This window comes from Pseudoalteromonas piratica, assembly GCF_000788395.1.
GTDB lineage: Bacteria > Pseudomonadota > Gammaproteobacteria > Enterobacterales > Alteromonadaceae > Pseudoalteromonas > Pseudoalteromonas piratica.
This window is the reverse complement of the sequence record NZ_CP009888.1, coordinates 3,111,662-3,135,589: the sequence shown is the minus strand read 5'-3', so window position 1 is coordinate 3,135,589 and position 23,928 is coordinate 3,111,662. Positions and strand designations below refer to the sequence as shown.

At 40.8% G+C, this 23,928-nt stretch carries 22 protein-coding genes; 14 read left to right on the top strand and 8 right to left on the bottom strand.

Translation table 11 applies throughout. The annotated features are described in order from the left end of the window. Positions 1 to 51: 51 nt before the first annotated feature. From hemL to OM33_RS14470, 4 genes are read right to left on the bottom strand one after another with little or no spacing between them, the layout of a single operon-like run. Entirely contained in the window at positions 52 to 1,332 is a 1,281-nt protein-coding gene (gene hemL, locus OM33_RS14485) for a glutamate-1-semialdehyde 2,1-aminomutase (RefSeq protein ID WP_038642754.1), read from the bottom strand. 18 nt (positions 1,333 to 1,350) lie between these two features. After that, positions 1,351 to 2,367, bottom strand: coding sequence for an aspartate carbamoyltransferase (locus OM33_RS14480; RefSeq protein ID WP_038642752.1), 1,017 nt, complete (start codon positions 2,365 to 2,367; stop codon positions 1,351 to 1,353). Between the two features lie 48 nt (positions 2,368 to 2,415). Beyond that, positions 2,416 to 2,850: a CopD family protein gene (locus OM33_RS14475; protein WP_038642750.1), complete on the bottom strand. Its 435-nt coding sequence runs from the start codon at positions 2,848 to 2,850 to the stop codon at positions 2,416 to 2,418. 12 nt (positions 2,851 to 2,862) lie between these two features. Continuing rightward, positions 2,863 to 4,569: a chloride channel protein gene (locus OM33_RS14470; protein ID WP_052141030.1), complete on the bottom strand. Its 1,707-nt coding sequence runs from the start codon at positions 4,567 to 4,569 to the stop codon at positions 2,863 to 2,865. Positions 4,570 to 4,786: 217 nt separating this feature from the next. Between OM33_RS14470 and erpA the strand changes: the two genes are divergently transcribed. The 4 genes from erpA (at position 4,787) to OM33_RS14450 (ending at position 10,359) form a co-directional block, all read left to right on the top strand. Next, complete coding sequence (gene erpA / locus OM33_RS14465) at positions 4,787 to 5,125, top strand: iron-sulfur cluster insertion protein ErpA (protein ID WP_038642748.1); 339 nt, start codon at positions 4,787 to 4,789, stop codon at positions 5,123 to 5,125. Positions 5,126 to 5,305: 180 nt separating this feature from the next. Next, positions 5,306 to 6,394 (top strand): efflux RND transporter periplasmic adaptor subunit, encoded by a 1,089-nt coding sequence (locus OM33_RS14460; RefSeq protein WP_038642746.1) that lies wholly within the window; start codon positions 5,306 to 5,308, stop codon positions 6,392 to 6,394. Positions 6,395 to 6,403: 9 nt separating this feature from the next. After that, positions 6,404 to 9,520: an efflux RND transporter permease subunit gene (locus tag OM33_RS14455; RefSeq protein ID WP_038642744.1), complete on the top strand. Its 3,117-nt coding sequence runs from the start codon at positions 6,404 to 6,406 to the stop codon at positions 9,518 to 9,520. Positions 9,521 to 10,119: 599 nt separating this feature from the next. After that, positions 10,120 to 10,359: a helix-turn-helix domain-containing protein gene (locus tag OM33_RS14450; protein WP_038642742.1), complete on the top strand. Its 240-nt coding sequence runs from the start codon at positions 10,120 to 10,122 to the stop codon at positions 10,357 to 10,359. A gap of 40 nt (positions 10,360 to 10,399) precedes the next feature. On the opposite strand, the gene OM33_RS14445 is transcribed toward OM33_RS14450, so the two are convergent. From OM33_RS14445 to OM33_RS14430, 4 genes are read right to left on the bottom strand one after another with little or no spacing between them, the layout of a single operon-like run. Beyond that, complete coding sequence (locus tag OM33_RS14445; protein ID WP_038642741.1) at positions 10,400 to 11,764, bottom strand: AmpG family muropeptide MFS transporter; 1,365 nt, start codon at positions 11,762 to 11,764, stop codon at positions 10,400 to 10,402. A gap of 35 nt (positions 11,765 to 11,799) precedes the next feature. After that, positions 11,800 to 12,420 carry a peptidylprolyl isomerase gene (locus OM33_RS14440; protein ID WP_038642739.1) on the bottom strand — a complete coding sequence of 207 codons (621 nt, stop codon included), beginning with the start codon at positions 12,418 to 12,420 and terminating at the stop codon, positions 11,800 to 11,802. Positions 12,421 to 12,431: 11 nt separating this feature from the next. Next, positions 12,432 to 12,992: a YajG family lipoprotein gene (locus tag OM33_RS14435; protein ID WP_038642737.1), complete on the bottom strand. Its 561-nt coding sequence runs from the start codon at positions 12,990 to 12,992 to the stop codon at positions 12,432 to 12,434. Positions 12,993 to 12,994: 2 nt separating this feature from the next. Beyond that, positions 12,995 to 14,164 (bottom strand): methyltransferase, encoded by a 1,170-nt coding sequence (locus tag OM33_RS14430; protein ID WP_052141029.1) that lies wholly within the window; start codon positions 14,162 to 14,164, stop codon positions 12,995 to 12,997. 40 nt (positions 14,165 to 14,204) lie between these two features. Here OM33_RS14430 and OM33_RS14425 point away from each other — a divergent pair, with 40 nt between their 5' ends. From OM33_RS14425 to OM33_RS14380, 10 genes are all read left to right on the top strand, one after another. Beyond that, a complete protein-coding gene (locus tag OM33_RS14425; protein ID WP_038642735.1) occupies positions 14,205 to 14,816 on the top strand; it encodes an alpha-ketoglutarate-dependent dioxygenase AlkB family protein in 612 nt (203 codons plus the stop codon). A gap of 29 nt (positions 14,817 to 14,845) precedes the next feature. Next, complete coding sequence (locus tag OM33_RS14420) at positions 14,846 to 15,154, top strand: BolA family protein (RefSeq protein WP_038642733.1); 309 nt, start codon at positions 14,846 to 14,848, stop codon at positions 15,152 to 15,154. 117 nt (positions 15,155 to 15,271) lie between these two features. Beyond that, a complete protein-coding gene (locus OM33_RS14415; protein ID WP_038642731.1) occupies positions 15,272 to 15,814 on the top strand; it encodes a TRAP transporter small permease subunit in 543 nt (180 codons plus the stop codon). Then, a complete protein-coding gene (locus OM33_RS14410) occupies positions 15,814 to 17,193 on the top strand; it encodes a TRAP transporter large permease (protein ID WP_038642729.1) in 1,380 nt (459 codons plus the stop codon). Before OM33_RS14415 ends, OM33_RS14410 begins: the two co-directional genes overlap by 1 nt. A 30-nt stretch (positions 17,194 to 17,223) precedes the next feature. After that, positions 17,224 to 18,321, top strand: a complete 1,098-nt coding sequence (locus OM33_RS14405) for a TRAP transporter substrate-binding protein (protein WP_052141028.1) — start codon at positions 17,224 to 17,226, stop codon at positions 18,319 to 18,321. A gap of 133 nt (positions 18,322 to 18,454) precedes the next feature. Beyond that, positions 18,455 to 19,642, top strand: coding sequence for an enoyl-ACP reductase FabV (fabV, locus tag OM33_RS14400; RefSeq protein WP_038642727.1), 1,188 nt, complete (start codon positions 18,455 to 18,457; stop codon positions 19,640 to 19,642). Between the two features lie 367 nt (positions 19,643 to 20,009). After that, the gene (locus tag OM33_RS14395) at positions 20,010 to 21,353 is read left to right on the top strand and encodes a Na(+)-translocating NADH-quinone reductase subunit A (RefSeq protein ID WP_038643448.1); all 1,344 of its coding nucleotides are present in this window, start codon (positions 20,010 to 20,012) and stop codon (positions 21,351 to 21,353) included. A 4-nt stretch (positions 21,354 to 21,357) separates the two neighbouring features. Then, positions 21,358 to 22,557, top strand: coding sequence for an NADH:ubiquinone reductase (Na(+)-transporting) subunit B (locus OM33_RS14390; protein WP_038642725.1), 1,200 nt, complete (start codon positions 21,358 to 21,360; stop codon positions 22,555 to 22,557). Beyond that, positions 22,550 to 23,296: a Na(+)-translocating NADH-quinone reductase subunit C gene (locus OM33_RS14385; protein ID WP_038642723.1), complete on the top strand. Its 747-nt coding sequence runs from the start codon at positions 22,550 to 22,552 to the stop codon at positions 23,294 to 23,296. The genes OM33_RS14390 and OM33_RS14385 overlap by 8 nt, the downstream gene beginning before the upstream one ends. After that, entirely contained in the window at positions 23,296 to 23,925 is a 630-nt protein-coding gene (locus tag OM33_RS14380; RefSeq protein ID WP_038642721.1) for an NADH:ubiquinone reductase (Na(+)-transporting) subunit D, read from the top strand. The genes OM33_RS14385 and OM33_RS14380 overlap by 1 nt, the downstream gene beginning before the upstream one ends. Positions 23,926 to 23,928: the final 3 nt, after the last annotated feature.

The window sequence follows — 23,928 nt, the reverse complement described above, 5'->3', positions numbered from 1 at the left end:
AAAAAAACCACGCATTTGCGTGGTTTAGTTTATTCAATACTTTTACTCAGCTTACAGTTTAGCGAATGCGCGCTCTGCAGCTGCAATGGTAGCGTCAATTTCAGCATCACCATGTGCGGTTGACACAAAGCCAGCTTCAAAAGCACTTGGCGCAAGGTATACGCCTTCATCAAGCATTAAGTGGAAGAACTTTTTAAAGCGTTCTAAGTCACATTCTGTCGCTTGCTGGTAAGTGGTTACTGTTTCTTCAGATGTAAAGAAGAAACCATACATGCCGCCAGCGTAGTTGGTGGTAAGCGGAATGCCTGCTTTTTCAGCAGCAGCTTTAAAGCCTTCACAAATACGCTTACTTTTTGCTTCTAATTCATCATGAAGACCGTCAATATCTAGCAGCTCAAGGGCTTTTAAGCCTGCTGCCATGGCAATTGGATTACCTGAAAGCGTACCTGCTTGATATACTGGGCCAACAGGTGCGATGTAATCCATGATTTCAGTTTTACCACCAAATGCACCTACCGGCATACCGCCACCAATCACTTTACCTAAACAGGTTAAATCAGGTGTAATGTTGTAATACGCTTGTGCACCGCCTTTTGCAACGCGGAAACCAGTCATTACTTCATCAAAAATAAGCACTGATTTGTACTCATCACAGATAGCACGTAACCCTTCTAAGAAGCCAGCAACGGGTGGGATGCAGTTCATGTTACCTGCAACAGGTTCAACGATGATACACGCGATATCCTCACCGAATTTTGCGAAGATCTCTTTTACTTCATCAAGTTTGTTAAACGATACAGTCAGCGTATGCTTGGCAAAATCTTCAGGAATACCCGGTGAGTTCGGCACGCCCATGGTCAGTGCACCAGAACCTGCTTTTACCAGTAGTGAATCAGCGTGACCATGGTAACAGCCTTCAAACTTTAAGATTTTATCTTTGCCGGTAAAACCACGGGCAAGACGAATAGCACTCATGGTTGCTTCGGTACCCGAACTTACCATGCGCACTTTTTCGATTGATGGCACAAGTGCTTTTACTTTTTCGGCCATTAGGATTTCAGTTTCAGTGGGAGCACCGTAGCTTAAACCGTTTTCTACAGCTTCCAATACAGCTTGCTTAATCGCGCTGTGATTGTGGCCTAAAATCATTGGTCCCCAAGAACCAACATAGTCAATATACTTGTTATTGTCAGCGTCATAGGTAAATGCGCCTTCGGCTTTTGTAATAAACCGTGGTGTACCACCTACACCATTAAATGCACGCACCGGTGAGTTCACACCACCTGGGATAGAAGCTTGTGCTCTATCAAATAAATCTTGGCTAATTGTCATCATTTGTTCCAAATAAGATTAGGTATTTTGCTTACGGCTAAACCATGGCACTTCGGTTTCATATTTGTCGACGAGACCGTCAACACCTAGCGTTAATGCAAACAGCGCCATACGTACCAGTACACCATTTTGTACTTGACGGAAAATCGCTAGGTTATCGTTACTGTTTAAGTCGTTATCAAGCTCATTGGCATCACCACGGCTGTCGCGCGGCAGTGGGTGCATCAATACTGAGTTTGGTTTGCAGTGAGCATCATAAATCGCTTGGCTAATGCGGAAGCCACCGCGGTATTTATTTGCTTCTTCTTGAGATGGGAAGCGCTCTTCTTGAATACGTGTTTGATACACAATGTCGGCAGCAAGGTTGCCTTCCATTTGGTTAACAAGCTCAATCTGGTGACCGGCATTGGTGACAGCATCAACAATGTAATCTGGCATTTGTAAACCATCAGGAGCAACAAGTGAAAACTTGATATCTTTATAGTGACATAAAAGCTTTGACAGTGAATGTACAGTGCGACCATATTTTAAATCACCTACAAGGGCAATGTGCATACCGTCGATTTTACGATCAAAACGAGCAAGCTCTTTATCAATAGTTAATAAGTCAAGCAGTGCTTGGGTCGGGTGTTCATTTGGACCGTCACCGCCATTAAGTACAGGTACGGTTGAGCCACTGGCAAATTCTGCAACGGAATGTGCTTCTGGATGACGCATTGCAACGGCATCAGCGTATGATGAAATTACGCGAGCAGTATCATAAAGTGACTCACCTTTTGCTAGCGCAGAGGATTGCATTCCCGTTGTTTCACGAACGAGTCCGCCGAGTAAATTAAATGCTGTACCAAAACTTACACGAGTACGCGTGCTTGGCTCGAAAAATAAATTCGCAAGAATGGCACCTTCAAGTACCTTAGTGCGTTTTTGCTTTTTCGCATACGGTTCCATTTTTCGAGCAACATCGAAAATGGTTTCAATCGCATCGCGGTTTAACTCATTTACAGACAGAATATGTTGGCCAACAAAGTTTGACATGATTTAGGTCCTGAGCAGTTGTTTTCGGGCGCTAATATAGCAGATTTTTTAAAAACTTGGTTTCATTACTGCTAAGATCACAATCGCTAGCAATATTAAAACAGGTAATTCATTGAAAATGCGATAAAACCTATCGCTTCGTTTGTTTCTATCATGCTTAAAATCAGCCAGCAATTTAAAGCAATAGCCATGATAGATATAAAGCAGCAGCACCAGCTTGAGTTTAATGTGAAGCCAAATGCTAAGCCTTACCCATTCCATGCCGTACATATGCATTAGGGCAAAGCCGAATACACCGGTTAAAACGGCAAATGGGGTGACAAAAAACAGCAAGCGTCGCTCCATAATTTTAAGCATGGCGCTATTACTGCGCTCTTCAGTCATTGCGTGATAAACAAATAAACGAGGCAGGTAAAATATGCCGGCAAACCAAGCTACCATAAAAAAGATATGTAGCGCTTTAATGAGTAAAAGGGTGTTCATTATTGTTATGTCCTAAAGCAGTGCGTTGCGGATCATTAAAATCTGGCGAATATCGTCCCAGCGAATAATGCCTAAAATATCATTGTCTTTGAGTTGATCATATACGTAGATAACACCTGAACGGTTGTCTCTAAGTATTTCAAATGCATCACCAAGAGTTGACTGGCTGCTCACACCTTGCATTTCAATATAACGAATTTTAACGCTTTCTTCCGCGGTTAAGTTTAAGTCATATTCTGCTAGACGATAGCCATTGTCCTGATCAAACACTATCAGTGGTGTTTGCGCATCTGCAGCATCAAGTGACTCAGCGATAAGCGCTTTATCATCACTGTAAAGTAAATTGAATTTATCACTCATTTCCTCAATAACACCGACTTTTTGTAGTGCTTCAACTGCTGGGGAAACTTGGTATTTCAGACCTTGAAAATCGAGCTGCTGTAAGAAAATAGAGCGATTACCAAAGCCTTGTAGTGCGGTTAAGTAGGCAGACACAATGACCAACATTGCGGGTACAATAATGGTATGGCTAGCGGTTAACTCCATAACGGTCATTAGAGCAGCAAGCGGGGCATTTAATGTGGCAGCAAGTAAACCTGCCATGCCAAGCACCGCATAGGTACCTGTTATATTAACATCAGGGCTAATAAAGGCTGCAAAATAACTCATTAATGAGCCTAATATAACGCCGAGACCAATAACCGGGCCAATGATGCCGCCAGGAATACCTAATCCTAAGGCAAATAACGTCGCTAATAACTTTGCTATTAAAATGGTGGTAAGCAGTTGCACTTGTTCTGGTGAGCTCACTGCAATATCAATTGCGCTCATTCCTGAGCCCATCGCTTGCGGCACTAAGTAGCCAATCGCACCCGTAATAATGCCTGCTAAAATTAAGCGTGGGAACATATTTACCGTTTTAAATGTACGAATTATAAGCATTAAGTTTTTGTTAAAACCATAAGCAACCGCCCCGAGAACTATGCCGCAAACAATTAAATATGGGTAATGCCAAGGTGGAATTGATTCTACTGTAATAAGTGCAAGCTCAGAATCAGAACCAAATACAAACTGGGTTGTGATGGCGCCGGTTACTGATGCCAGAATGACAGGTACGAAAATATGTACTTTGTATTCTCTTAGTACTACTTCCATAACAAAGATTACTGCCGCAAGGGGAGTATTAAATGAGGCAGAAATGCCTGCGGCAACACCACAGCCTGTTAGGGTACGCATTGCATTAAAGGGTAAATGTAGGTAGCTGGCGATGACACTTGCACCGGCGGCACCCATATGAACTGAAGGGCCTTCTCGCCCAACTGAAAAACCGCTGATCAGTGCTATTGCACCACCAACAAATTGGTTCACTGCATTCCAAATTGGCATCTGCCCGTAATTCTGTTTAATCCGGTGAATCACATAGGGGATGCCTAAGCGGTAGTGCTTAAAACCTGTAAGGTAGGCAAATGTTGCAATAAAAACGGCCGCAATAATTGGCAAAATAAGGCGGTCGGTTTCAGGTAGCTGGGTAAAGTTGTCATATTCAGAAACAAAGCCACTTTGACCTATTAACACAACCAATCTAAACATGATGATTAGCATTGCAGCCACAAGACCGGCCAATACACCTAGTAACGCTAATTGAATACTCGATTTTGGTCGAGCAACGACCCTTCTTAAGGCCGCCAAATTGTTGGTTACTTTTTGGCTAAATGTCATGCGCTTGTTGTCGATAATTCAATGGCTTAATTATGACGTAATTATAACAGCATATAGCCAATAAAAAATAAGATAATTTACCCAATAGTTAATGATCTAACGCAATAAATGCGTTAGATGTTTAGCCACTTAAATATCATCAAAGGGAATAGCACTAAACTTGATTAAATTGGTCAGGTATTAGATAATTCGACCATTCACATATATGGGTCGAAGTATGTCTGATCAATTACCAATTAAATTTAGCGACAAAGCTGCAGATAAAGTTAAACAGCTTATTGAGGAAGAAGAAAACCCAGCATTAAAGCTACGTGTTTATGTTACTGGTGGTGGGTGTTCAGGTTTCCAGTATGGTTTTACATTCGATGAGAAAACCAATCCAGGTGACTTAGAAATTGAAAAAAGTGGTGTAACGTTAGTAGTCGATCCAATGAGTCTACAATACTTAGTTGACGGTGAAGTAGATTACACTGAAGGCCTAGAAGGTTCTCGTTTCTTTGTAAATAACCCAAATGCAACAACGACATGTGGTTGTGGGGCATCATTTAGCGTTTAATTTACAAAACGCACTATCCTATTTTAAAAATGCCACTTTTATGTGGCTTTTTTTGTTTCAAAAATCAGCCGTAAATTTATCTAAAAATGTCGAAGGTGTTACACTTTTTAACTTACATCTAAACGTGATAAAGATTATTATCAAACTAGAAAATATTGCCTAAGTTTGTTGGAGAAGGGAATGCACCTATTCAAAAAATTGAGTATTCAACTCAATGAAAAGCCTTATATTATCGCTGTTTTTATTACACTTCTTATTATTCTATGGATGATGTCAGGTGGGTCACAGGCCAATGAACAAGCAACAGAACAAACTGAGCAACGTGTTGCAAAAGTAAAAGTTGAAACCCTATACGCCGATACAGTAAACCGTACACTTCAACTTTACGGCCGCACTGAACCCAATAAAGTTGCTCGAGTTTCAGCGCGACAAGAAGGCGAAATTATTGAAATTTTGGTAAAAGAAGGCCAATTTGTTGAGCAGGGCAAGGTTATTCTTAAATTAGATAAATCTGATTTAGAGCAGCAAATTACAGCAGCAAAAGCATCATTAGAGCAAAGTGAAGTTGAGTACCAAGGTGCGGTGAAACTTAAGCAAAAAGGACTTAATGATCAATCTGCACTCGCTCGTGCAAAAGCAAGCCTTGAGCAAGCAAAGGCGAATTTAGCTAACTTGAAGTTATCGCTAGCGCGCACAGAAATCCGCGCGCCATTTTCAGGCATGATCAATCAGCGCTTAGTTGAACTCGGCGATTACGTAGGTCGTGGCGATCCAATTTTAGAATTGGCAGATTTAAATCCACTGATTGTGCGTGCCAACGTCACTCAAAAAGAAGTGATAGGGCTGAAAGTCGGGCAAGAAGTCGCTGCTTTATTTATTAACAACAAAACATACCCTGGCAAAATTCGCTATATTGCATCGGTTGCCGATGACAACACTAATACATTCAAAATTGAAGCCGCGTTTGATAACCCCAATATGCAATATCGCGCTGGTTTCTCTACTCAACTTGATATTACTTATGATGAAGTGAGTGCGATTCATTTAAGCCCGGCATTTATGGCGCTTGATGAAGAGGGCAATATTGGCGTAAAAACAATTGATGAGGAGAACCGAGTTGTGTTCTCGCCAATTGATGTGGTGAAGTCAGAAGCATCCGGTGTGTGGATGGCTGGTCTCGGTGATAAAGCAAATGTCATTACTTTAGGGCAGGGATTTGTGCGCATTGGTGACACAGTTGAGCCGGTTTTTGCAACTGAGCAAGAGTAGAGGTTATCTATGCGTACTTTAATTGATGCCTCATTGAGTCGCACCCGTACCGTATTATCAATTTTTATATTGTTAATTATTTCAGGTTGGGTGACTTACCAAAACATACCTAAAGAATCGAATCCGGATGTCACTATTCCGTTTATATACGTTTCAATCGTGCATGATGGCATATCACCAGAGGATGCTGAGCGCCTATTAGTTAGGCCAATGGAAATTGAATTACGTGCCATTGAAGGTGTTAAAGAAATGACAGCCGTTGCCAGCGAAGGGCATGCTTCTGTCACACTTGAATTTTTTGCTGGTACTGATCCAAAAGAAGCACTTGCTGATGTGCGCGATAAGGTATCTTTGGCGAAAGCCAAGCTGCCTTCTGAAACTGAAGAGCCTGAAGTACATGAAGTACTGATGGAAGACCAGCAACCAACAATCACCCTTACATTATCTGGAGACATTCCAGAGCGCGGCTTACTTACTATTGCGCGTAATTTAAAAGATGAACTTGAGTCTATTTCGAGCGTACTTGAAGTGGAAATAGGTGGTGAGCGTGAAGACATGGTTGAGATTGTTGTCGACCCACTTTTGATGGAGTCGTATGGTCTTGACCAAAATGATATTTACAGTTTGCTCACTAATAATAACCGCTTGGTTGCTGCGGGCACATTAGATACAGGTAAAGGCCGTTTTGCGGTAAAAATTCCCTCGGTTTTTGAAACCATTCAAGATGTAATGGAACAACCGGTTAAAGTGTCGGGTGATAAAGTCGTACGCTTTATGGATGTGGCGCAAATTAGGCGCTCTTACAAAGACCCTAATTCGATTGCCCGTATTAATGGCCAGCAAGCTGTTTCATTAGAAGTGAAAAAGCGTGCAGGCGAAAACATTATAGACACGGTTGATCAAGTAAAAGCCAAAGTCGAAGAAAGCAAAGCCATCTGGCCAAATCATATTAAGGTGACTTACACCGGAGATATGAGTAAAGACGTGAAAGATATGCTGTCAGACTTACAAAATAATGTACTGTCTGCCGTACTGTTGGTGGTCATTGTAATTATTGCAATTCTTGGCACGCGCTCAGCTTTTTTAGTTGGTGTGGCAATTCCGGGGTCGTTCTTAACAGGTATTTTAGTAATAGCGATATTTGGTTTAACGGTTAATATTGTTGTACTTTTTGCTTTGATTATGGCTGTGGGTATGTTGGTTGATGGCGCTATAGTTGTCAGTGAATTTGCCGACCGTATGATGAGCGAAGGGATGCCGCGTAAAAAAGCCTATGCGGTTGCAGCAAAGCGTATGGCATGGCCAATAATCGCGTCAACTGCCACTACGTTAGCGGCATTTGCTCCGTTAATTTTTTGGCCAGGTATGATGGGTGAGTTTATGAAATACTTACCTATTACCCTAATTGCTACTTTATCAGCATCCTTACTCATGGCGCTTGTATTTGTTCCGACCATTGGAAGCTTGATTGGTAAAGTGCGTCCGCTTAGAGATGAACAAAAGCAAAACTTATTACGTTCAGAAGAGGGAAACTTAACTGAATTAGAAGGGGTTACAGGGCGCTATGTTCGTCTACTGGATCGCGCAATAAGACGTCCACTGTTAAGCTTGTTTGCTGCTATCGGCTTTTCAATTTTAGTGTTTGTTGGCTACGGTATGTCTGGCCTTGGTGTCGAGTTTTTTCCTGACGTTGAACCCAATGGTATCAATTTAAAAGTGCGTAGTTACGGTGATTTGTCGATTTATGAAAAAGATCAAATCATGAAAGACATAGAGCAACGCATACTAACTGTTGATGGCATAAAAACGCTTTACTCTCGCTCTGGCGGCAAAGACATCGTTGGTTCATTGCGTATGAATCTAAAAGATTGGGATAAACGCCGTCCGGCGGATCAAATTATCGAGGAAGTTCTAGGCAATACCGCAGATTTAGCTGGGGTAGAAATTGAGATCCGGAAAGATGAAAATGGTCCAGGTGGTGGTAAAGATTTATCGATTGAACTCAGTTCGAAATTCCCTGATGTGCTCAATGAAGAAGCGCGTCGTATTCGTAATGCAATTGAAAATGATGGCGCGTTTGTCAATGTCGATGATTCAGGCTCTAAACCTGGTATTGAGTGGCAATTAAAGCTTAATCGAGCAGATGCAGCACGCTTTGGTGCTGATGCAACCATGTTAGGTGCCAATGTTCAAATGGTGACAAATGGTCTTAAGCTTGGCGAATATCGCCCTGATGATGTGGATGATGAAATTGATATTCGTGTACGTTTCCCCGCTGATAAACGTGATTTGGGCCGATTAGAAACCTTACGTGTAAAAACGCAACATGGTCAGGTGCCGATTACACACTTTATTGAACGAAAAGCTGTACAAAAAGTGGATACCATTAACCGTGTTGACAGTCATCGCGTGGTGACTGTAAATGCTGATGTTAAAGCTGGGCAACAACTCTCTAAAGCATTACCTCGTTTGCAAGCACAGCTTGAAGCACAAGGGTTAGATCCCCGCGTGAAGCTTAAAGTACGTGGTGAGAATGAAGAGCAAGACGAATCAATGGTGTTTTTGGAAAAAGCTTTCTTGGTTGCGTTGTTTGTAATGGGTATTATTTTGGTAACGCAATTTAATAGTTTCTATCAAGCAATGTTGATTTTAAGCGCGGTGCTGTTCTCTACGGTTGGCGTGTTTTTAGGATTGATTATCTTGCAGCAGCCGTTTGGCATTGTTATGTCGGGCATTGGGGTCATTTCGCTCGCTGGGATTGTGGTGAACAATAATATTGTATTAATTGATACTTATAATGTGTTGCGCAGACAGGGAATGGAGCAGCATGAAGCGATACTTCGTACAGGTGCACAGCGTTTAAGACCGGTATTATTAACAACCGTTACTACTATTCTTGGTTTAATGCCAATGGTTCTGCAAATTAATATTGATTTGTTTAACCGCGAAATTGCGTTTGGCGCACCATCAACACAGTGGTGGGTGCAATTATCTACTGCTGTGGCTGGTGGGTTGGCATTTGCGACGGTATTAACATTGGTTTTAACACCTTGCTTATTAGCACTAAGGAAAAAGTCTGTTAAATACCCAGAAGCAGAAATTGTGAAACATAAACTGGCAAGCTAGTTCGCATTCAACTGGCTGTCTTCACTTTTACCTTGTAATTAAAAAGAGCATCGAATGATGCTCTTTTATCTTAATCTGTTTTTGTTACATGTAGCATTAAGGTGAAGAAACCTAAAATAACGCCACTTAAAGCTAAAATGTAAAAAAAGCCTTTCTTTCCTTGTTTCAAAGGAACGTTATTTACTTTTAAAAAGTAAAACCACGCGATACATAATAAAATTGGTAAAAGAAAAAACAGTCTAATCATAGAAATGAATTCTTAGTTATTGTTTTTATAGGGTATAGCAAAATATTAAATCGTGCCAGCAATGCAACTAAAGCGTCTATTATGCTAGTGATTAAGGGTGACACCGCTGTCTATAAAATAGTAAATTTTTATGCAAGATAAATAATTACTTATATTAAATACTTCTGTTTTTTGCATTTAATCGCTATTCTTTGTGGATTAACCGCAAAATTTGTAGGGCAATTACTCAAAGTAGGTAGAATGTCTTAACTAAAATTTATACTAGATATTGTATATTTTAATCAATATTCTAAGTGTGGTTTTGTTTGGTAGATAAAATAAGTATTTCCAATCATCAATAGGAGAAGTAAACATGATGGGGAAAACGGTTGCATCTGAAGAGAATTCGCGCCTAACACAATGGCTTAAAGTAAAGCGCCAAGAAAAAGGCCACACGATGCGCAGCCTTGCACAAGTACTTGGCACGCCACATTCATTTGTTGGTAAAATTGAAAATCAAGAACGTCGTTTAGATGTGGTTGAGTTTATTCGCTACTGCCAAGCGCTTGAAATTGATCCAATTGAAGGCTTAACTATTTTAAAAAGTGAATAATCATTCGCTTCAAAATAGTTCATAATGATGCATGGATGCATTATTGTTTTTTATAAAAATCAGTTTCTAAGGCCATCAAACGGTCTTTTATCACATATAAAAATACTAATGATGGGATCACCATCAAGGCTGTAATTAAGAAAAACAGCGCCCAATTTCCTTCAAGATAATCCACCAAATACCCAGAAGAACCAGACAATAACGTTCGTCCTAAGTTACCAAGCGATGCTAATAGCGCATAATGGGTAGCACTAAAGGCGCGATCACACAGCATCGAGATAAACGCGACCATGGCAACTAATGACCAAGCTTGCGTAAATCCATCGACCAAAATTGCCATAGCATAGAGGCTTTCTTTTGGCCCTACCATGGCAATTAATGAGAACATTAAATTAGACGCGGCCATGGCAATACCACTAATAAATAAGCCTTTAACGATGCCATAACGTGAATTAAATAAACTGCCTAAAAAGGCAAAAACAATGGTAATAAGTCCAGTACCAAGTTTTGAATAGGTTGCGATTTGAGAGTTAGAAAACCCAATCTCTTTATAAAAAACAATCGACATTCGACCTAAAAAGGCTTCACCAATTTTAAAAAGAAAAATAAACGCGAGCAGGGCAAGGGCTGTTTTAACGCCATTGCGAGAGAAAAACGACTGAATGGGAGCTGCAACCGTCACCCAAAGCCATGCGCCAATGCGTTTAGTTAAAGATGAATCATTTTGAATAAATTCAGCTTCAAGGGCTTTATGCACGTACTCTCGATTTGATTTAGGTTCTTTTGCAAAAAATACCCCAAGCATCAGAGTTAGCATAACTATTGCTAAAACAAAGTATACGTGTGTCCACTGCCAACTTGGCAAATCCGCAATATAAAAAGGCATAGCACCGAGTAATGCATAGCCTGTCCACCACCCAGATGTTGCCATTGTTGCAGCTGCAGTGGTTTTGTGGGTTTCATTTTCATCGAGTGTATCAATACGAAAAGCATCGATAGCAATATCCTGAGTCGCCCCCGCCAGTGCAATAACAAAGCAACATAACGCTACAGAATACAGTTGATTTTGAATATCTACTTGGCTTAACCACAGTGTTGCAAACAAGATGCATACTTGGCTTAGTAAAATCCAACTACGGCGTTGGCCAAGGCGTTTGTGTAATAAAGGGAGTTTTACACGATCAACTAATGGCGACCATAAAAAGTTGATGCTATAGCATACAAATACAATGCCAAAAAGACCTATCATTGAACGCGAAAGGCCTTCATCTTTAAGCCAGGCAGACATAACTGAGCCGATTAATACCCAAGGAAAGCCACTGGAGATACCGAAGGCAAAAATGTTAATTAATCGGCGATCTTTAAAATAGCTAAGGTATTGCGAGACTGTAACCATAGTTGTTATGTTTAACCTGTTATTTTTATTGTCGATTTATGGTTTTATTGCAGAGGCTCAAGCACTTGCGCTTTTAAAATAACAACGGGTTCTTTTGGCACAAAACACCAGCCAAGTTTATCATGGCAACCTGTCTCAACACGCATAATTTTATCAAGCGTCTCAGTACCTTCAGTAACATAGCCGAATACTGCAAAACCCCACTCTCGACCTGGGTTTAAATGATCATTGTCATTCATGTTAAAGAAGAATTGGCGCGTGGCTGAATGGGGCTTACGATCTTGATACGCCATTGCGATGGTGTACATATCATTTTTTAAACCATTGCCGCTCTCGTTTGGAATTTCTGGGCCCATATAAGCGCCATCGTATTTTTTATCATAGCCACCACCTTGAATAACAAAGTCTCGCTCTTGTTCGGCATCATGTTCAACGCGATGGAAAACAGTATCTTCGTAGCCACCATCGACCACGTATCCTAAAAAGTTATTAACAGTAATCGGTGCTTTTCGGCGATCAAGTTCAACTACAATGTCGCCCATTGTGGTTGTGAGTTTGACCATTGGGTAGGCGTTATCTTTTTGAATAAATTCACCTTTTTTAACCAGGTTAGCGCTACTTGCAAAGCTTGCAACAACAAGTAATAGGGTCAATATGTATTTCATAAACGTTGCTCCTAGCGATTAACGGCAGTAATAAATTCAGGGTCGGTCACAATACGGGTAATCATTTCTTCAATAAGTCGATTTACTTGTTGTTCGATTTTAGCTTTATCAAACCCAAGCGGTGCTTCACTTTGTTTATTCCCCTTATAGCGCTTTGCAAAGCGATGCTCGGTCGTTTCAATTACAACCTCTAACTCAGCTTTTGTGGTGGTGCTGTGTTTATGTAACTGTTGAACAATTGTAGTGTTTAGCTGTTGAATGTTGACATCAAGTGCTTTGCCCATGCCACTATTGTCAGCGCCAACCTGTGCTAATGCCTGCTCAATGGCTGGCTTAATTGAATCTGCAATGTACTTATCTGCAAGTGCCTGTGTGCCATCACTATTTTTAATGGTCACTGTGGTGAAGCTGGCACGTCTATCATTGACAGATAAGCTGACATCTTGTTGTGCAGATTTTTGATGGGTTTGTGTGTAATTTGGGCTGAAAATAAATTGCTGCGTTGTTGAACTACAGCCAGCCATTAAACCCAATGTTAGTGTGAAAAGGGAGATTTTTAGTTTTGAGTTCATGATTATAATGCTCTCTTTTTAGCGCTTAAAACGACGAATTTCTTATTTGAACCTAATAGCTTATAGCCACCAAATAGGCGTTTTAACTTTTCATGGTAATTTAAATGACGGTTACCAACAATACGTAATTCACCACCTTCACGTAAACAGCGGAAGCTATCAACAAACATTTGCCATGCAATGTGATCGGTAACGGCTTGTTGTTGGTGAAAGGGTGGATTACATAAAATTAAATCCGCTGAGTTATGTTCGACACCTGTCAGACAGTCATTGTGCAAAAAGGTGCAGTTTTCTAGTTGTTCCGGTAAGTTAGTCGCAACATTATGTTTTGCAGATGCGACCGCCATGGCTGATTCATCTACAAAAGTAAGTTGTGCATTAGGGCAGCGTTCAAGCGTTGTTAAACCAATTACACCATTACCACAACCTAAATCGACAATGCGCTGTTTTTTATTGCCTTGAGGCAAGTAGTTTATAAAAAAGCGAGCGCCTATATCCAATGAATCACGACTGAAGACATTAGCATGGTTAGTGATGGTAAACTGCGTTTTTTCAAGAGGCCAAGTAATTGGAAACTTACTTTCTTGTGGCTTGTTGTGTTGTTTACTCAAGATTAAACGCGATTTTTTCACCGCTAATGAGGTTGTTGTTGGCCCTGAGAAGCGTTCAAATAATTGAATAGTAGATGAGTGAATGTCTTTTACCTTACCAGCCGCAATAATCGGGGTGCCTTGCTTTAAAATCTTGCTTAATTGGCTCAGTAAAAAGGTGAGGTAGCCTGCGTTTTTCGGTACTTTTATCAGTACTAAATCAATCTCGTTAGGCAATGTATCTAAACTTTTTAGAAAAACAGTATTGTCATTATTTAGCTGGTTTTGCTCTAAATTGTATTGAGCGGCTTGTTCAGCAACAAATGAATCATTTAAATGGTAGATGGTTGTATGGTTAAATGCACATGCAAGGGCGCCAAAGCCATCATTAATAATAAGAACGTTTGTGTTACTTGTGACCTGTAGGTTTTCTTCAATATAATTAACTAAATATTCGTCAGCAGCATCCCATGCTTGTAGACTCGCATTTTTTTGTTTAAGCGGAAAGCGAGAAAGCGTATAGGTTTTATCGCCTAGTTGTGCGATTTCATTTACCTGTTGGTCTGAAGGGGCTTGCGACATATCACGTTATAAATTTAGTTGTAAAGGTGCATAGTTTATCATGGCTTGGAATGATTCTAACAGCATTGAAAGAATAAATAGGGCAAAGCAAGTTTTGCCAGATTTTTATTATTTTGAGCAGTTTATTACCGAATCAAAAGCAAATGCTTTGTACCAACAACTTGCCTGCCTTAATTGGCAACAACCTACACTTACCGTTTTTAACAAGGAACACAAGATCCCCCGTAAACAAATTTATATGGGGGACGAGGGGACAGGGTATCGCTACTCCAATCAGTTGTTTTTGCCTGAGCCGTGGCAAGGCAGTGTGCTTAACCTAAAAAATACTTTAAACAATTGGTTTAGCACACAATTTAATGCTGTTTTACTCAATTGGTATCGAACGGGGGAGGATAAAATGGGGTGGCACGCTGATAATGAAGCTGAGCTTGGTTTTTCACCAACCATAGCTTCTATTTCACTCGGTGCTGTACGTAAATTTAAAATAAGAGAAAATAGTACAAAGCAGGTCACCGACTTGCCACTGGCTAATGGTAGCTGTTTGCTGATGACGGGGCGCAGCCAGGAAAATTACCAGCATTCTTTACCGGTGCAAAAAAGGGTTGTTGATGGTCGAATAAACCTGACTTTTCGCACTGTTTGTGGCGTATAATGGTGAAAACTTTTAATGAGAATTAAATTATGTCGATGTTAGAGCAAATTGAGTCTAAGCTAAAAAGCGCGTTTTCATACGAACATTTAGAAGTGATAAATGAAAGTCATATGCATAGCCGAGGCACTGAGTCGCATTTTAAAGTGGTCATTGTTAGCAATGACTTTGAAGGTAAACGTTTACTGCAATGTCACCGTATGATCAATGACGTGTTAGCGGACGAATTAGCACACCATATTCATGCGCTGGCGATTCATACTTATACACCAACACAATGGCAAAATGCCGATATTCCAAACTCGCCAAAATGTTTAGGTGGCTCTAAATTTGATTCTTAAATAAAAAGGCTTATGCCTTTGTCCTCTTGTCCAACCTAGAAAGCCTAACAGGTTGGACTTTTAACCCTGTTAATTAAGTGTTACATTTTCCCTTTTGAAACGATAATAATAATTAACATGGATGCAGTCAGTTCCAATTCGTCTTCAACAACTTTACTCAAAATAGCGCATAAGATAGATAGATTTATTGATTTTATTGGGCGCAGCATTGCTTGGTTTAGCTTTGCCATGGTGATATTGATGTTTGCTATTGTGCTATTACGCTATGGTTTTAGCCTTGGCTGGATTGCACTGCAAGAATCTGTACTTTATCTCCATGCCTATCTGTTTATGTTGGGATGCAGTTATGCACTCAAACATGATGAGCATGTGCGTGTTGATGTGTTCTACCGCCGTTTTTCCCCCTTCAAAAAAGCCCTAGTGAACCTATTTGGACATTTAATTTTGCTGTGGCCTGTGGCTATTTTTGTTTTGCTAGTGAGTTTTGATTACGTTTCAGTGTCTTGGCAAATAAAAGAGCAATCGCAAGAGGCTGGCGGTTTACCGTTTGTCTATCTTCTTAAAAGCTTAATTCCAGCGATGAGTATTCTCTTACTGATACAAAGTGTGAGTGAGATTTGTAAAAGTTTAAATGTGTTACTCGAAAAGGAGAAAGTGTAATGGAATACATGGCAATTCTTCTTTTTGTATGCGTTTGTTTAGTGCTGCTATTAGGTTTTCCTGTGGCATTTTCACTTGCTGGTACTGCTCTGATATTTGCCGGTATTGGCAGTCTGTTTGGTATTTTTGATGGTGCGTTTCTGCACGCATTGCCCAACCGCTTATTTGGTATTGTAACGAATAGCACTTTAATTGCCGTGCCGTTATTTGTTTTTATGGGTGTCATGCTAGAGAAATCAAAAGTTGCTGAAAATTTACTGGATGCCATGGCTGTGGTTATGGGTAAACGTAAGGCGGGTATGGGCATTGCGGTAACGTTAGTTGGCATGTTACTGGCTGCAAGTACCGGCATTGTTGGCGCCACAGTTGTTACTATGGGTCTACTTGCTTTACCAACAATGTTAAAGCGTGGCTACAGTGAGCAATATAGTTGCGGCATTATTACAGCAACCGGCACGCTTGGTCAGATTATTCCACCTTCAATAGCATTGGTATTATTGGGTGATGTGTTATCCAGTAGTTATCAGCAAGCACAGCTAAATATGGGTATCTTCTCACCTGAGAATGTCAGCGTTGGGGACTTATTTGCAGGCGCAGTGATCCCTGGCATGATTTTAGTGGGGCTTTATATTCTTTACTCCGTGTTTGTTGCGATACTTAAACCGGAACAAGTCCCAGCATTACTTGATGAAGATATTGAGCATATTAAAAAACGTAAGCAAGTGTCTCTGTTTGTTGCGCTTGTACCGCCATTGATGCTGATTTTTATTGTACTTGGCTCCATTTTATTTGGCATTGCTACACCGACAGAAGCGGCTGGAGTGGGGGCATTTGGCGCCATTATTTTAGCTATTTGGCAAAAGCAGTTTAATCTTGCCAATTTGAATGCGGTGATGCAAAGCACCACGAAAGTAACCGCAATGGTATTTATGATTCTAATTGGTGCATCACTGTTTTCATTAGTGTTTCGAGGCTTTGGCGGTGAAGAGTTAATAGCTGAGATGTTTGAAGCATTACCTGGTGGTTTATTGGGTGCAATGCTTGTGGTAATGATTGTGATGTTCTTACTCGGCTTTATTTTAGATTTTATTGAAATTACGTTTGTAGTGGTGCCAATCGTTGCACCTATTTTACTGATGATGGGAGCTGATCCAATTTGGCTTGGCATTATGATAGCCGTGAATTTGCAAACGTCATTCTTGACGCCGCCATTCGGCTTTGCATTATTTTATTTGCGCGGTGTTGCACCTAAAACAGTGTTAACTTCGCAAATTTACAAAGGCGTGATACCTTTTATAATTATTCAATTGATTTTATTAGCGTTAATGGCTGCATACCCAAGTTTAGTGACTTGGTTACCTAGCCAGCTTTATTCATAAAATTATTGCAATGGAACGCATGGAGGAAGCATGAAAAAAATAAGTACACTGATCACTTCGATTGCCTTGGCAATTGGTTTAAGTGGTTGTGGTCAAGAACAACAAGCAAGTAATGCAAAAGCAAATGCAACACAAGCCCAACAAACGTTTAAGTGGAAATTAGTAACCAGTTGGCCAAAAAACTACCCTGGACTTGGCACCGCCCCTGAGCGTTTTGCGCAAAACGTAGAGGCCATGAGTAATGGCCGCTTAAAAATTAAAGTTTATGGCGCGGGCGAGTTAGTACCGGGTTTTGAGGTCTTTGATACCGTATCGAGCGGTACCGCTGAAATGGGGCACAGTGCAGCCTATTATTGGAAAGGTAAAATTCCTGCAGCGCAATTCTTTACGGCAATTCCGTTTGGCATGAATGCACAAGAGGTTAACGGCTGGTTGCACCACGGTGGTGGTATGGAATTATGGAAAGAGCTCTACGCACCTTATAACTTAATCCCTGCTGCTGGTGGCAATACCGGTGTGCAGATGGCTGGTTGGTTTAAAAAAGAAGTGAATAGCGTTGAGGATTTAAAAGGTTTAAAAATGCGTATTCCGGGTTTAGGCGGTGAAGTACTTGAAAAACTCGGTGGTGTGCCACTTTCTCTTACCGGTGGTGAGATTTTTACCGCATTACAAACGGGTGCAATCGATGCGACGGAATGGGTTGGTCCATACAACGACTTAGCCTTTGGTTTAAATAAAGCAGCTGAGTTTTATTATTACTCGGGCTGGCATGAGCCAGGTGCAAACTTAGAGTTTTTAATTAATAAAGAAGCGTTTGCTTCATTACCAAACGATTTACAAGCGATTGTCACATCAGCAATGCGCACAGCAAACCAAGATATGCTTGATGAATACACAGCTCGCAATAATACAGCACTGGATCAACTTAAGAACAAGCATAATGTGAAGCTTCGTAAATTTTCTCCAGAAGTAATGCAGGCGCTTAAAGCGGCGACCATGGAAGTAATTAGTGAGCAAGCACGTAATGATGAAGCTGTGGCAAAAGTTTGGCGCTCTTACTCTGAATTCTTGCAACAGGTGAAAGCCTATCATCAGATTTCGGAAATGGAATATTATTCGAATCGATAACAAGATAAGATGTTAGGGGGCGTAAGCCCCTTTTTTGTGAAAATTATTTGCTGATCAGACCTGTTTATCAGTGCTTTGCTTTAAACTAGCAACAATTTTAAAAGATTTTATTAGGTAAAAGTGGAATTAACTTATGGTTATCAAGCCTAAAATTCGTGGTTTTATTTGTACAAATGCACACCCAGTTGGTTGTGCGGCTCATGTAAAAGAGCAAATTGATTATGTGAAGTCTCAGGGCCAATTAGAAAATGGCCCTAAGAATGTTTTAGTTATCGGTGCATCTACTGGCTACGGCCTTGCATCACGAATTACTGCAGCATTTGGTGCAGGTGCTAAGACGCTTGGTATTTTCTTTGAAAAAGAAGGTACAGAAAAGAAAACTGGTTCAGCAGGTTGGTATAATACAGCGGCTTTCCAAGCTGAAGCGGAAGCGGCTGGCCTATGGTCTAAAAATATTAATGGCGATGCATTTTCTAATGAATTAAAAGAAAAAACAGTTGCAACCATTAAAGAAGAGCTTGGCAAAGTAGATTTGGTAATTTACAGCTTAGCGTCACCACGTCGAACCGATCCTAATACTGGCGAAACATACTCATCAGTACTTAAGCCAATTGGTAATTCTGTAACTACTAAAAACTTAAATACTTCTAAGCGTATTATTGATGAAGTAAAAGTAGAAGCAGCTAACGACGAAGAAATCGCAAATACGGTTAAAGTAATGGGCGGTGAAGACTGGGAAATGTGGCTTGATGCGCTACAACAGGCTGACGTGCTTGCTGATGGCTTTAAAACATCTGCTTATACCTACATTGGTAAAGAATTAACATGGCCAATCTATGGGCATGCAACAATTGGTAAAGCAAAAGAAGACTTAGACCGTGCCGCTGCCGCAATTAAAGAGAAAACAGCTAGCCTTAAAGGCGAAGCGTATGTTTCTTCGTTAAATGCTGTTGTAACCCAAGCGAGTTCAGCAATTCCAATTATGCCACTTTACATCTCAGGTCTTTTCAAAGTGATGAAAGAAGATGGCACGTACGAAGGCACAATTGAACAAATCGATGGCTTATTCCGTGAAAATCTTTACGGTGAAAATCCACGTTTTGATGATGGCGGTCACTTATTCCAAAACTACAAAGAGTTGGAAGATGATGTTCAAGCACGTGTTCAAACGATTTGGGACACTGTAGATACTGATTCAATTGACGACTTAACAGACTATGTTAGCTATCACAATGAGTTCTTAAAGTTATTTGGATTTGGTATCGACAGCGTAGACTATGACGCTGATGTTAATCCAGTTGCAGATATCGAGTTAGTATAAACTTTTAATCTTGCGATCAGAGTTCAGAAGTTGGGTGCTATACAGCGCTTTCATTCTGAACTCTCAATTCTATAAATCTTCTTTTCCTGAAAAATTCTCACGTAACACTTTTGGCTAATTGATTTAATGGTAATGATGATCGGCCCAGTGATTTTGTACGTTTAGATACTTGTAAAGTACAAATTTTAGGCTTTAATTTGTAAGCATAAATTTCAATTTAGACTCGCATAGTCAACCGAAATAATGTTAAAATTCGGGGAATATGTATAGATTCGATTGTATTGCCTAATATTTGCACTTTCGTGAATGTTTGGTGGTACATGGTAAGATTTTTCAGTTTCTTTTCATTAATGTAATGCAAGTGCGTATGATCAACATAAAAAAAGGTCTGGACTTGCCAATTGAAGGCGCACCTTCGCAGGTGATTCATGACGGTTCTGCCGTTAAACGAGTCGCTGTGCTGGGTGAAGAATTTATTGGTATGCGTCCTACCATGCATGTTCGTGTGGATGACCAAGTCAAAAAAGGCCAAGTTCTTTTTGTAGACAAAAAGAACCCTGGCGTTAAATATACTGCACCAGCCTCTGGTGTTGTTAAAGAAATCAACCGCGGTGCTAAGCGTGTTTTGCAATCTGTTGTTATTGAAGTTAACGGCAGTGAGCAAGAAACCTTTGCGTCTTTCTCGGCAGGTGAGTTAGCGAGCCTTGACCGTGCAAAAGTGCAAGAAGTACTGGTTGAATCAGGTCAATGGCCGGCGCTTCGTACCCGTCCATTCAGTAAAGTTCCGGCATTGGATACAACGCCAAGCTCGATCTTTGTTACTGCAATTGACACTAACCCATTAGCAGCAGATCCAGCGATTGTTATTGCTGAGCAAGCTGAAGCGTTTGAAGCAGGCCTAGCGGTTGTTTCTCGCTTAACTGACGGTAAAGTGTTTGTTTGTAAAGCACCTGGTGCAACAGTTCCTTCTTCATCTGTAGCTCAAGTAGAAGTACATGAGTTCGGTGGTAAGCACCCTGCAGGTCTAGTAGGTACTCACATCCACCACTTAGATGCTGTTTCTACTGAAAAGCAAGTATGGCACTTAGGTTACCAAGATGTGATCGCATTCGGTAAGCTTTTCCTTACGGGTGAAATCTTCACTGATCGCGTTGTGTCTTTAGCAGGTCCAACTGTTAAAAACCCTCGTTTAATCAAAACTCAACTCGGTGCATCAACAGATGATATCGTTGCAGGTGAGTTAGAAGATGGCGAAAACCGTGTGATTTCTGGTTCAGTACTTTCGGGTACTACGGCAAACGGCCCTCATGCTTTCTTAGGTCGTTACCACACTCAGATCACAGCACTACTTGAAGGTCGTGAAAAAGAATTCTTTGGCTGGATTGCTCCAGGTGCAAAGAAATTCTCTGTAACACGTACTTTCCTATCGCATTTAGCGCCTAGTCGTTTATTTAAAATGACGACATCAACAGGTGGCTCAAGCCGTTCTATGGTTCCAATCGGTAACTATGAGCGCATTATGCCTTTAGATATCCTTCCTACTTTATTACTTCGTGATTTAATCGCAGGTGATTTAGATGGTGCGATTTCGCTAGGTGCACTTGAGCTAGATGAAGAAGATTTAGCGCTATGTACCTTCGTTTGTCCAGGTAAATACGAATATGGTCCAATCCTTCGTGAACGCCTGACTACTATTGAGAAGGAAGGTTAATCCCATGGGCTTAAAGAAGTTTCTTGAAGATATCGAGCCGCATTTTGAACCAGGTGGTAAGCACGAAAAATGGTATGCGTTGTATGAAGCAGCTGCGACAATTTTCTACACACCAGGTCATGTAACGAAAACTGGCTCTCACGTACGTGATAATATCGACCTAAAACGTATTATGATCTTAGTATGGATGGCAACATTCCCAGCTATGTTCTTTGGTATGTTTAACATTGGTCACCAAGCGTCTATCGCGCTTGCAAATGGTTTCGCTCTAGGCGATTCATGGCAAGTAGCGTTATTCCAACTATTTGGCGGTGAATTAACTGCAACTTCTGGTTGGGGCGCGAAAATGTTCTACGGTGCCTGCTTCTTCCTGCCAATATATGCAACTGTATTTGTTGTAGGTGGTTTCTGGGAAGTGCTATTTGCATCAATTCGTAAGCACGAAGTTAATGAAGGTTTCTTCGTAACATCGGTACTATTCGCACTTATCTTGCCTGCAACTATTCCGCTTTGGCAGGTGGCACTAGGTATTACCTTTGGTGTAGTTATGGCGAAAGAAGTATTTGGTGGTACAGGCCGTAACTTCTTAAACCCAGCACTTGCGGGTCGTGCGTTCTTATTCTTCGCATACCCAGCTCAGATCTCAGGTGATACTGTGTGGACTGCGGTAGATGGTTTCTCAGGTGCAACATACCTAGGCCAAGCTGTTGTTGGTAGCATTGACTACAACAACATGGAGCTATGGTTAAATGCATTCTACGGCTTTATTCAAGGTTCAGTAGGTGAGACATCAACACTAGCACTTATGATTGGTGGTTTAGCGCTTATCTATTTCCGTATCGCTTCATGGCGCATCGTGTTAGGTGTGTTTGCTGGTATGGTTGCAACATCGTTCCTACTAAACGGCATCGGTTCTGAAACTAACAATATGTTTGCTATGCCTTGGCATTGGCACTTAGTACTAGGTGGTTTTGCATTTGGTATGTTCTTCATGGCGACCGACCCAGTTTCTGCTTCTTTCACAGATAAAGGTAAGTGGGCTTACGGTATTCTAATTGGTGTAATGGTTGTTTTAATCCGTGTTGTAAACCCTGCATACCCAGAAGGTATGATGTTAGCGATTCTATTTGCTAACTTGTTTGCGCCGTTATTCGACCACTTTGTAGTTCAGTCGAACATCAAGAGGAGATTGGCTCGTGGCTAGTAATAACGAATCTATCGGTAAAACACTTGGTGTTGTAGTAGGTTTATGTTTAGTGTGTGCGGTTGTTGTTTCTATGGCAGCTGTTCAACTTCGTCCACTACAGCAAGCAAACAAAACACAAGATGTTCAGCGTAATATCCTAGCAGCAGCTGGTTTTGCTGATGTTAAAGATGTGTCTGCGACATTTAATGCAAACATTGAAGCACGCGTTGTTAATCTTGAATCAGGTGAGTTTGTTGAAACTGATCCAAACAGCTTTGATTTTGAAATGACTAAATTTGATGCTAAGCGCAGCATTAAATTAGACAAAAAAGATGACAAAGCAGGTATTCAGCGCATGACAACTGAATCGCCAGTTTATTTTGCAAAAAATGACAGCGGTAAAGTTGAAACTATTATTTTACCAGTTCAAGGTTATGGCCTTTGGGGTATTATGTATGGTTTCTTAGCGTTAGATACTGACACTAAAACAGTTAAGGCGATTAACTTCTACAAGCACAACGAAACGCCTGGTCTTGGTGGTGAAATCCAAAACCCTAAATGGACTGCTCAGTGGAAAGAAAAGCAGTTACCAGTTGATATCGTAAAAGGTACAGCAGGTTCTGACGTGCATAAAGTGGATGGTTTATCAGGTGCAACGCTTACATCTGTAGGTGTTGATAACACATTCAAGTTCTGGACAAGCGATAAAGCGTTCGGTCCATTCCTTGCGAAAGTACGTGAAGGAGCATTGAACTAATGGCAAATTCAAAAGAAATGAAAGAAGTTTTATTGGGTCCAGTTTTTGCTAACAACCCAATTGCACTTCAAGTATTAGGTATTTGTTCTGCGCTAGCGGTAACATCAAGCCTTAAGAATGCGCTTATCATGTCAATTGCATTGACATTAGTAACGGCTTTCTCGAGCTTATTCATCTCGATGATCCGTAACCATATTCCATCAAGTGTACGTATTATCGTACAAATGACTATTATTGCATCGTTAGTAATCGTTGTTGACCAAACGCTTCAAGCGTTTGTATACGCAACGGCTAAAGAGCTTTCTGTATTCGTTGGTCTTATCATTACAAACTGTATCGTAATGGGCCGCGCGGAAGCATATGCGATGAAGTCACCACCAATGATGTCTTTCCTAGACGGTATTGGTAATGGTCTTGGTTACTCAGTAGTTCTACTTACTGTTGGCTTCATTCGTGAACTATTCGGTAAAGGTACACTGTTTGATGTTGAAATCTTACCATTAGTTTCTGAAGGTGGTTTCTATCAGCCAATGGGTCTTCTAATTCTTCCACCAAGTTCTTTCTTCATCATTGGTTTATTCATTTGGGTACTTCGTACTTATAAGAAAGACCAAGTAGAGAAGGCGTAAGAG

What these genes read in the sequence shown, in the direction of transcription:
- OM33_RS14475 (WP_038642750.1), bottom strand. Translation starts at nt 2,850, where the DNA reads ATGAACACCCTTTTACTCATTAAAGCGCTACATATCTTTTTTATGGTA.
- OM33_RS14480 (WP_038642752.1), bottom strand. Translation starts at nt 2,367, where the DNA reads ATGTCAAACTTTGTTGGCCAACATATTCTGTCTGTAAATGAGTTAAAC.
- OM33_RS14460 (WP_038642746.1), top strand. Translation starts at nt 5,306, where the DNA reads ATGCACCTATTCAAAAAATTGAGTATTCAACTCAATGAAAAGCCTTAT.
- OM33_RS14390 (WP_038642725.1), top strand. Translation starts at nt 21,358, where the DNA reads ATGGGCTTAAAGAAGTTTCTTGAAGATATCGAGCCGCATTTTGAACCA.
- OM33_RS14440 (WP_038642739.1), bottom strand. Translation starts at nt 12,420, where the DNA reads ATGAAATACATATTGACCCTATTACTTGTTGTTGCAAGCTTTGCAAGT.
- OM33_RS14450 (WP_038642742.1), top strand. Translation starts at nt 10,120, where the DNA reads ATGATGGGGAAAACGGTTGCATCTGAAGAGAATTCGCGCCTAACACAA.
- OM33_RS14380 (WP_038642721.1), top strand. Translation starts at nt 23,296, where the DNA reads ATGGCAAATTCAAAAGAAATGAAAGAAGTTTTATTGGGTCCAGTTTTT.
- OM33_RS14420 (WP_038642733.1), top strand. Translation starts at nt 14,846, where the DNA reads ATGTCGATGTTAGAGCAAATTGAGTCTAAGCTAAAAAGCGCGTTTTCA.
- OM33_RS14430 (WP_052141029.1), bottom strand. Translation starts at nt 14,164, where the DNA reads ATGTCGCAAGCCCCTTCAGACCAACAGGTAAATGAAATCGCACAACTA.
- hemL (WP_038642754.1), bottom strand. Translation starts at nt 1,332, where the DNA reads ATGACAATTAGCCAAGATTTATTTGATAGAGCACAAGCTTCTATCCCA.
- OM33_RS14415 (WP_038642731.1), top strand. Translation starts at nt 15,272, where the DNA reads ATGGATGCAGTCAGTTCCAATTCGTCTTCAACAACTTTACTCAAAATA.
- OM33_RS14435 (WP_038642737.1), bottom strand. Translation starts at nt 12,992, where the DNA reads ATGAACTCAAAACTAAAAATCTCCCTTTTCACACTAACATTGGGTTTA.
- OM33_RS14470 (WP_052141030.1), bottom strand. Translation starts at nt 4,569, where the DNA reads ATGACATTTAGCCAAAAAGTAACCAACAATTTGGCGGCCTTAAGAAGG.
- OM33_RS14410 (WP_038642729.1), top strand. Translation starts at nt 15,814, where the DNA reads ATGGAATACATGGCAATTCTTCTTTTTGTATGCGTTTGTTTAGTGCTG.
- fabV (WP_038642727.1), top strand. Translation starts at nt 18,455, where the DNA reads ATGGTTATCAAGCCTAAAATTCGTGGTTTTATTTGTACAAATGCACAC.
- OM33_RS14455 (WP_038642744.1), top strand. Translation starts at nt 6,404, where the DNA reads ATGCGTACTTTAATTGATGCCTCATTGAGTCGCACCCGTACCGTATTA.
- OM33_RS14395 (WP_038643448.1), top strand. Translation starts at nt 20,010, where the DNA reads ATGATCAACATAAAAAAAGGTCTGGACTTGCCAATTGAAGGCGCACCT.
- erpA (WP_038642748.1), top strand. Translation starts at nt 4,787, where the DNA reads ATGTCTGATCAATTACCAATTAAATTTAGCGACAAAGCTGCAGATAAA.
- OM33_RS14425 (WP_038642735.1), top strand. Translation starts at nt 14,205, where the DNA reads ATGGCTTGGAATGATTCTAACAGCATTGAAAGAATAAATAGGGCAAAG.
- OM33_RS14405 (WP_052141028.1), top strand. Translation starts at nt 17,224, where the DNA reads ATGAAAAAAATAAGTACACTGATCACTTCGATTGCCTTGGCAATTGGT.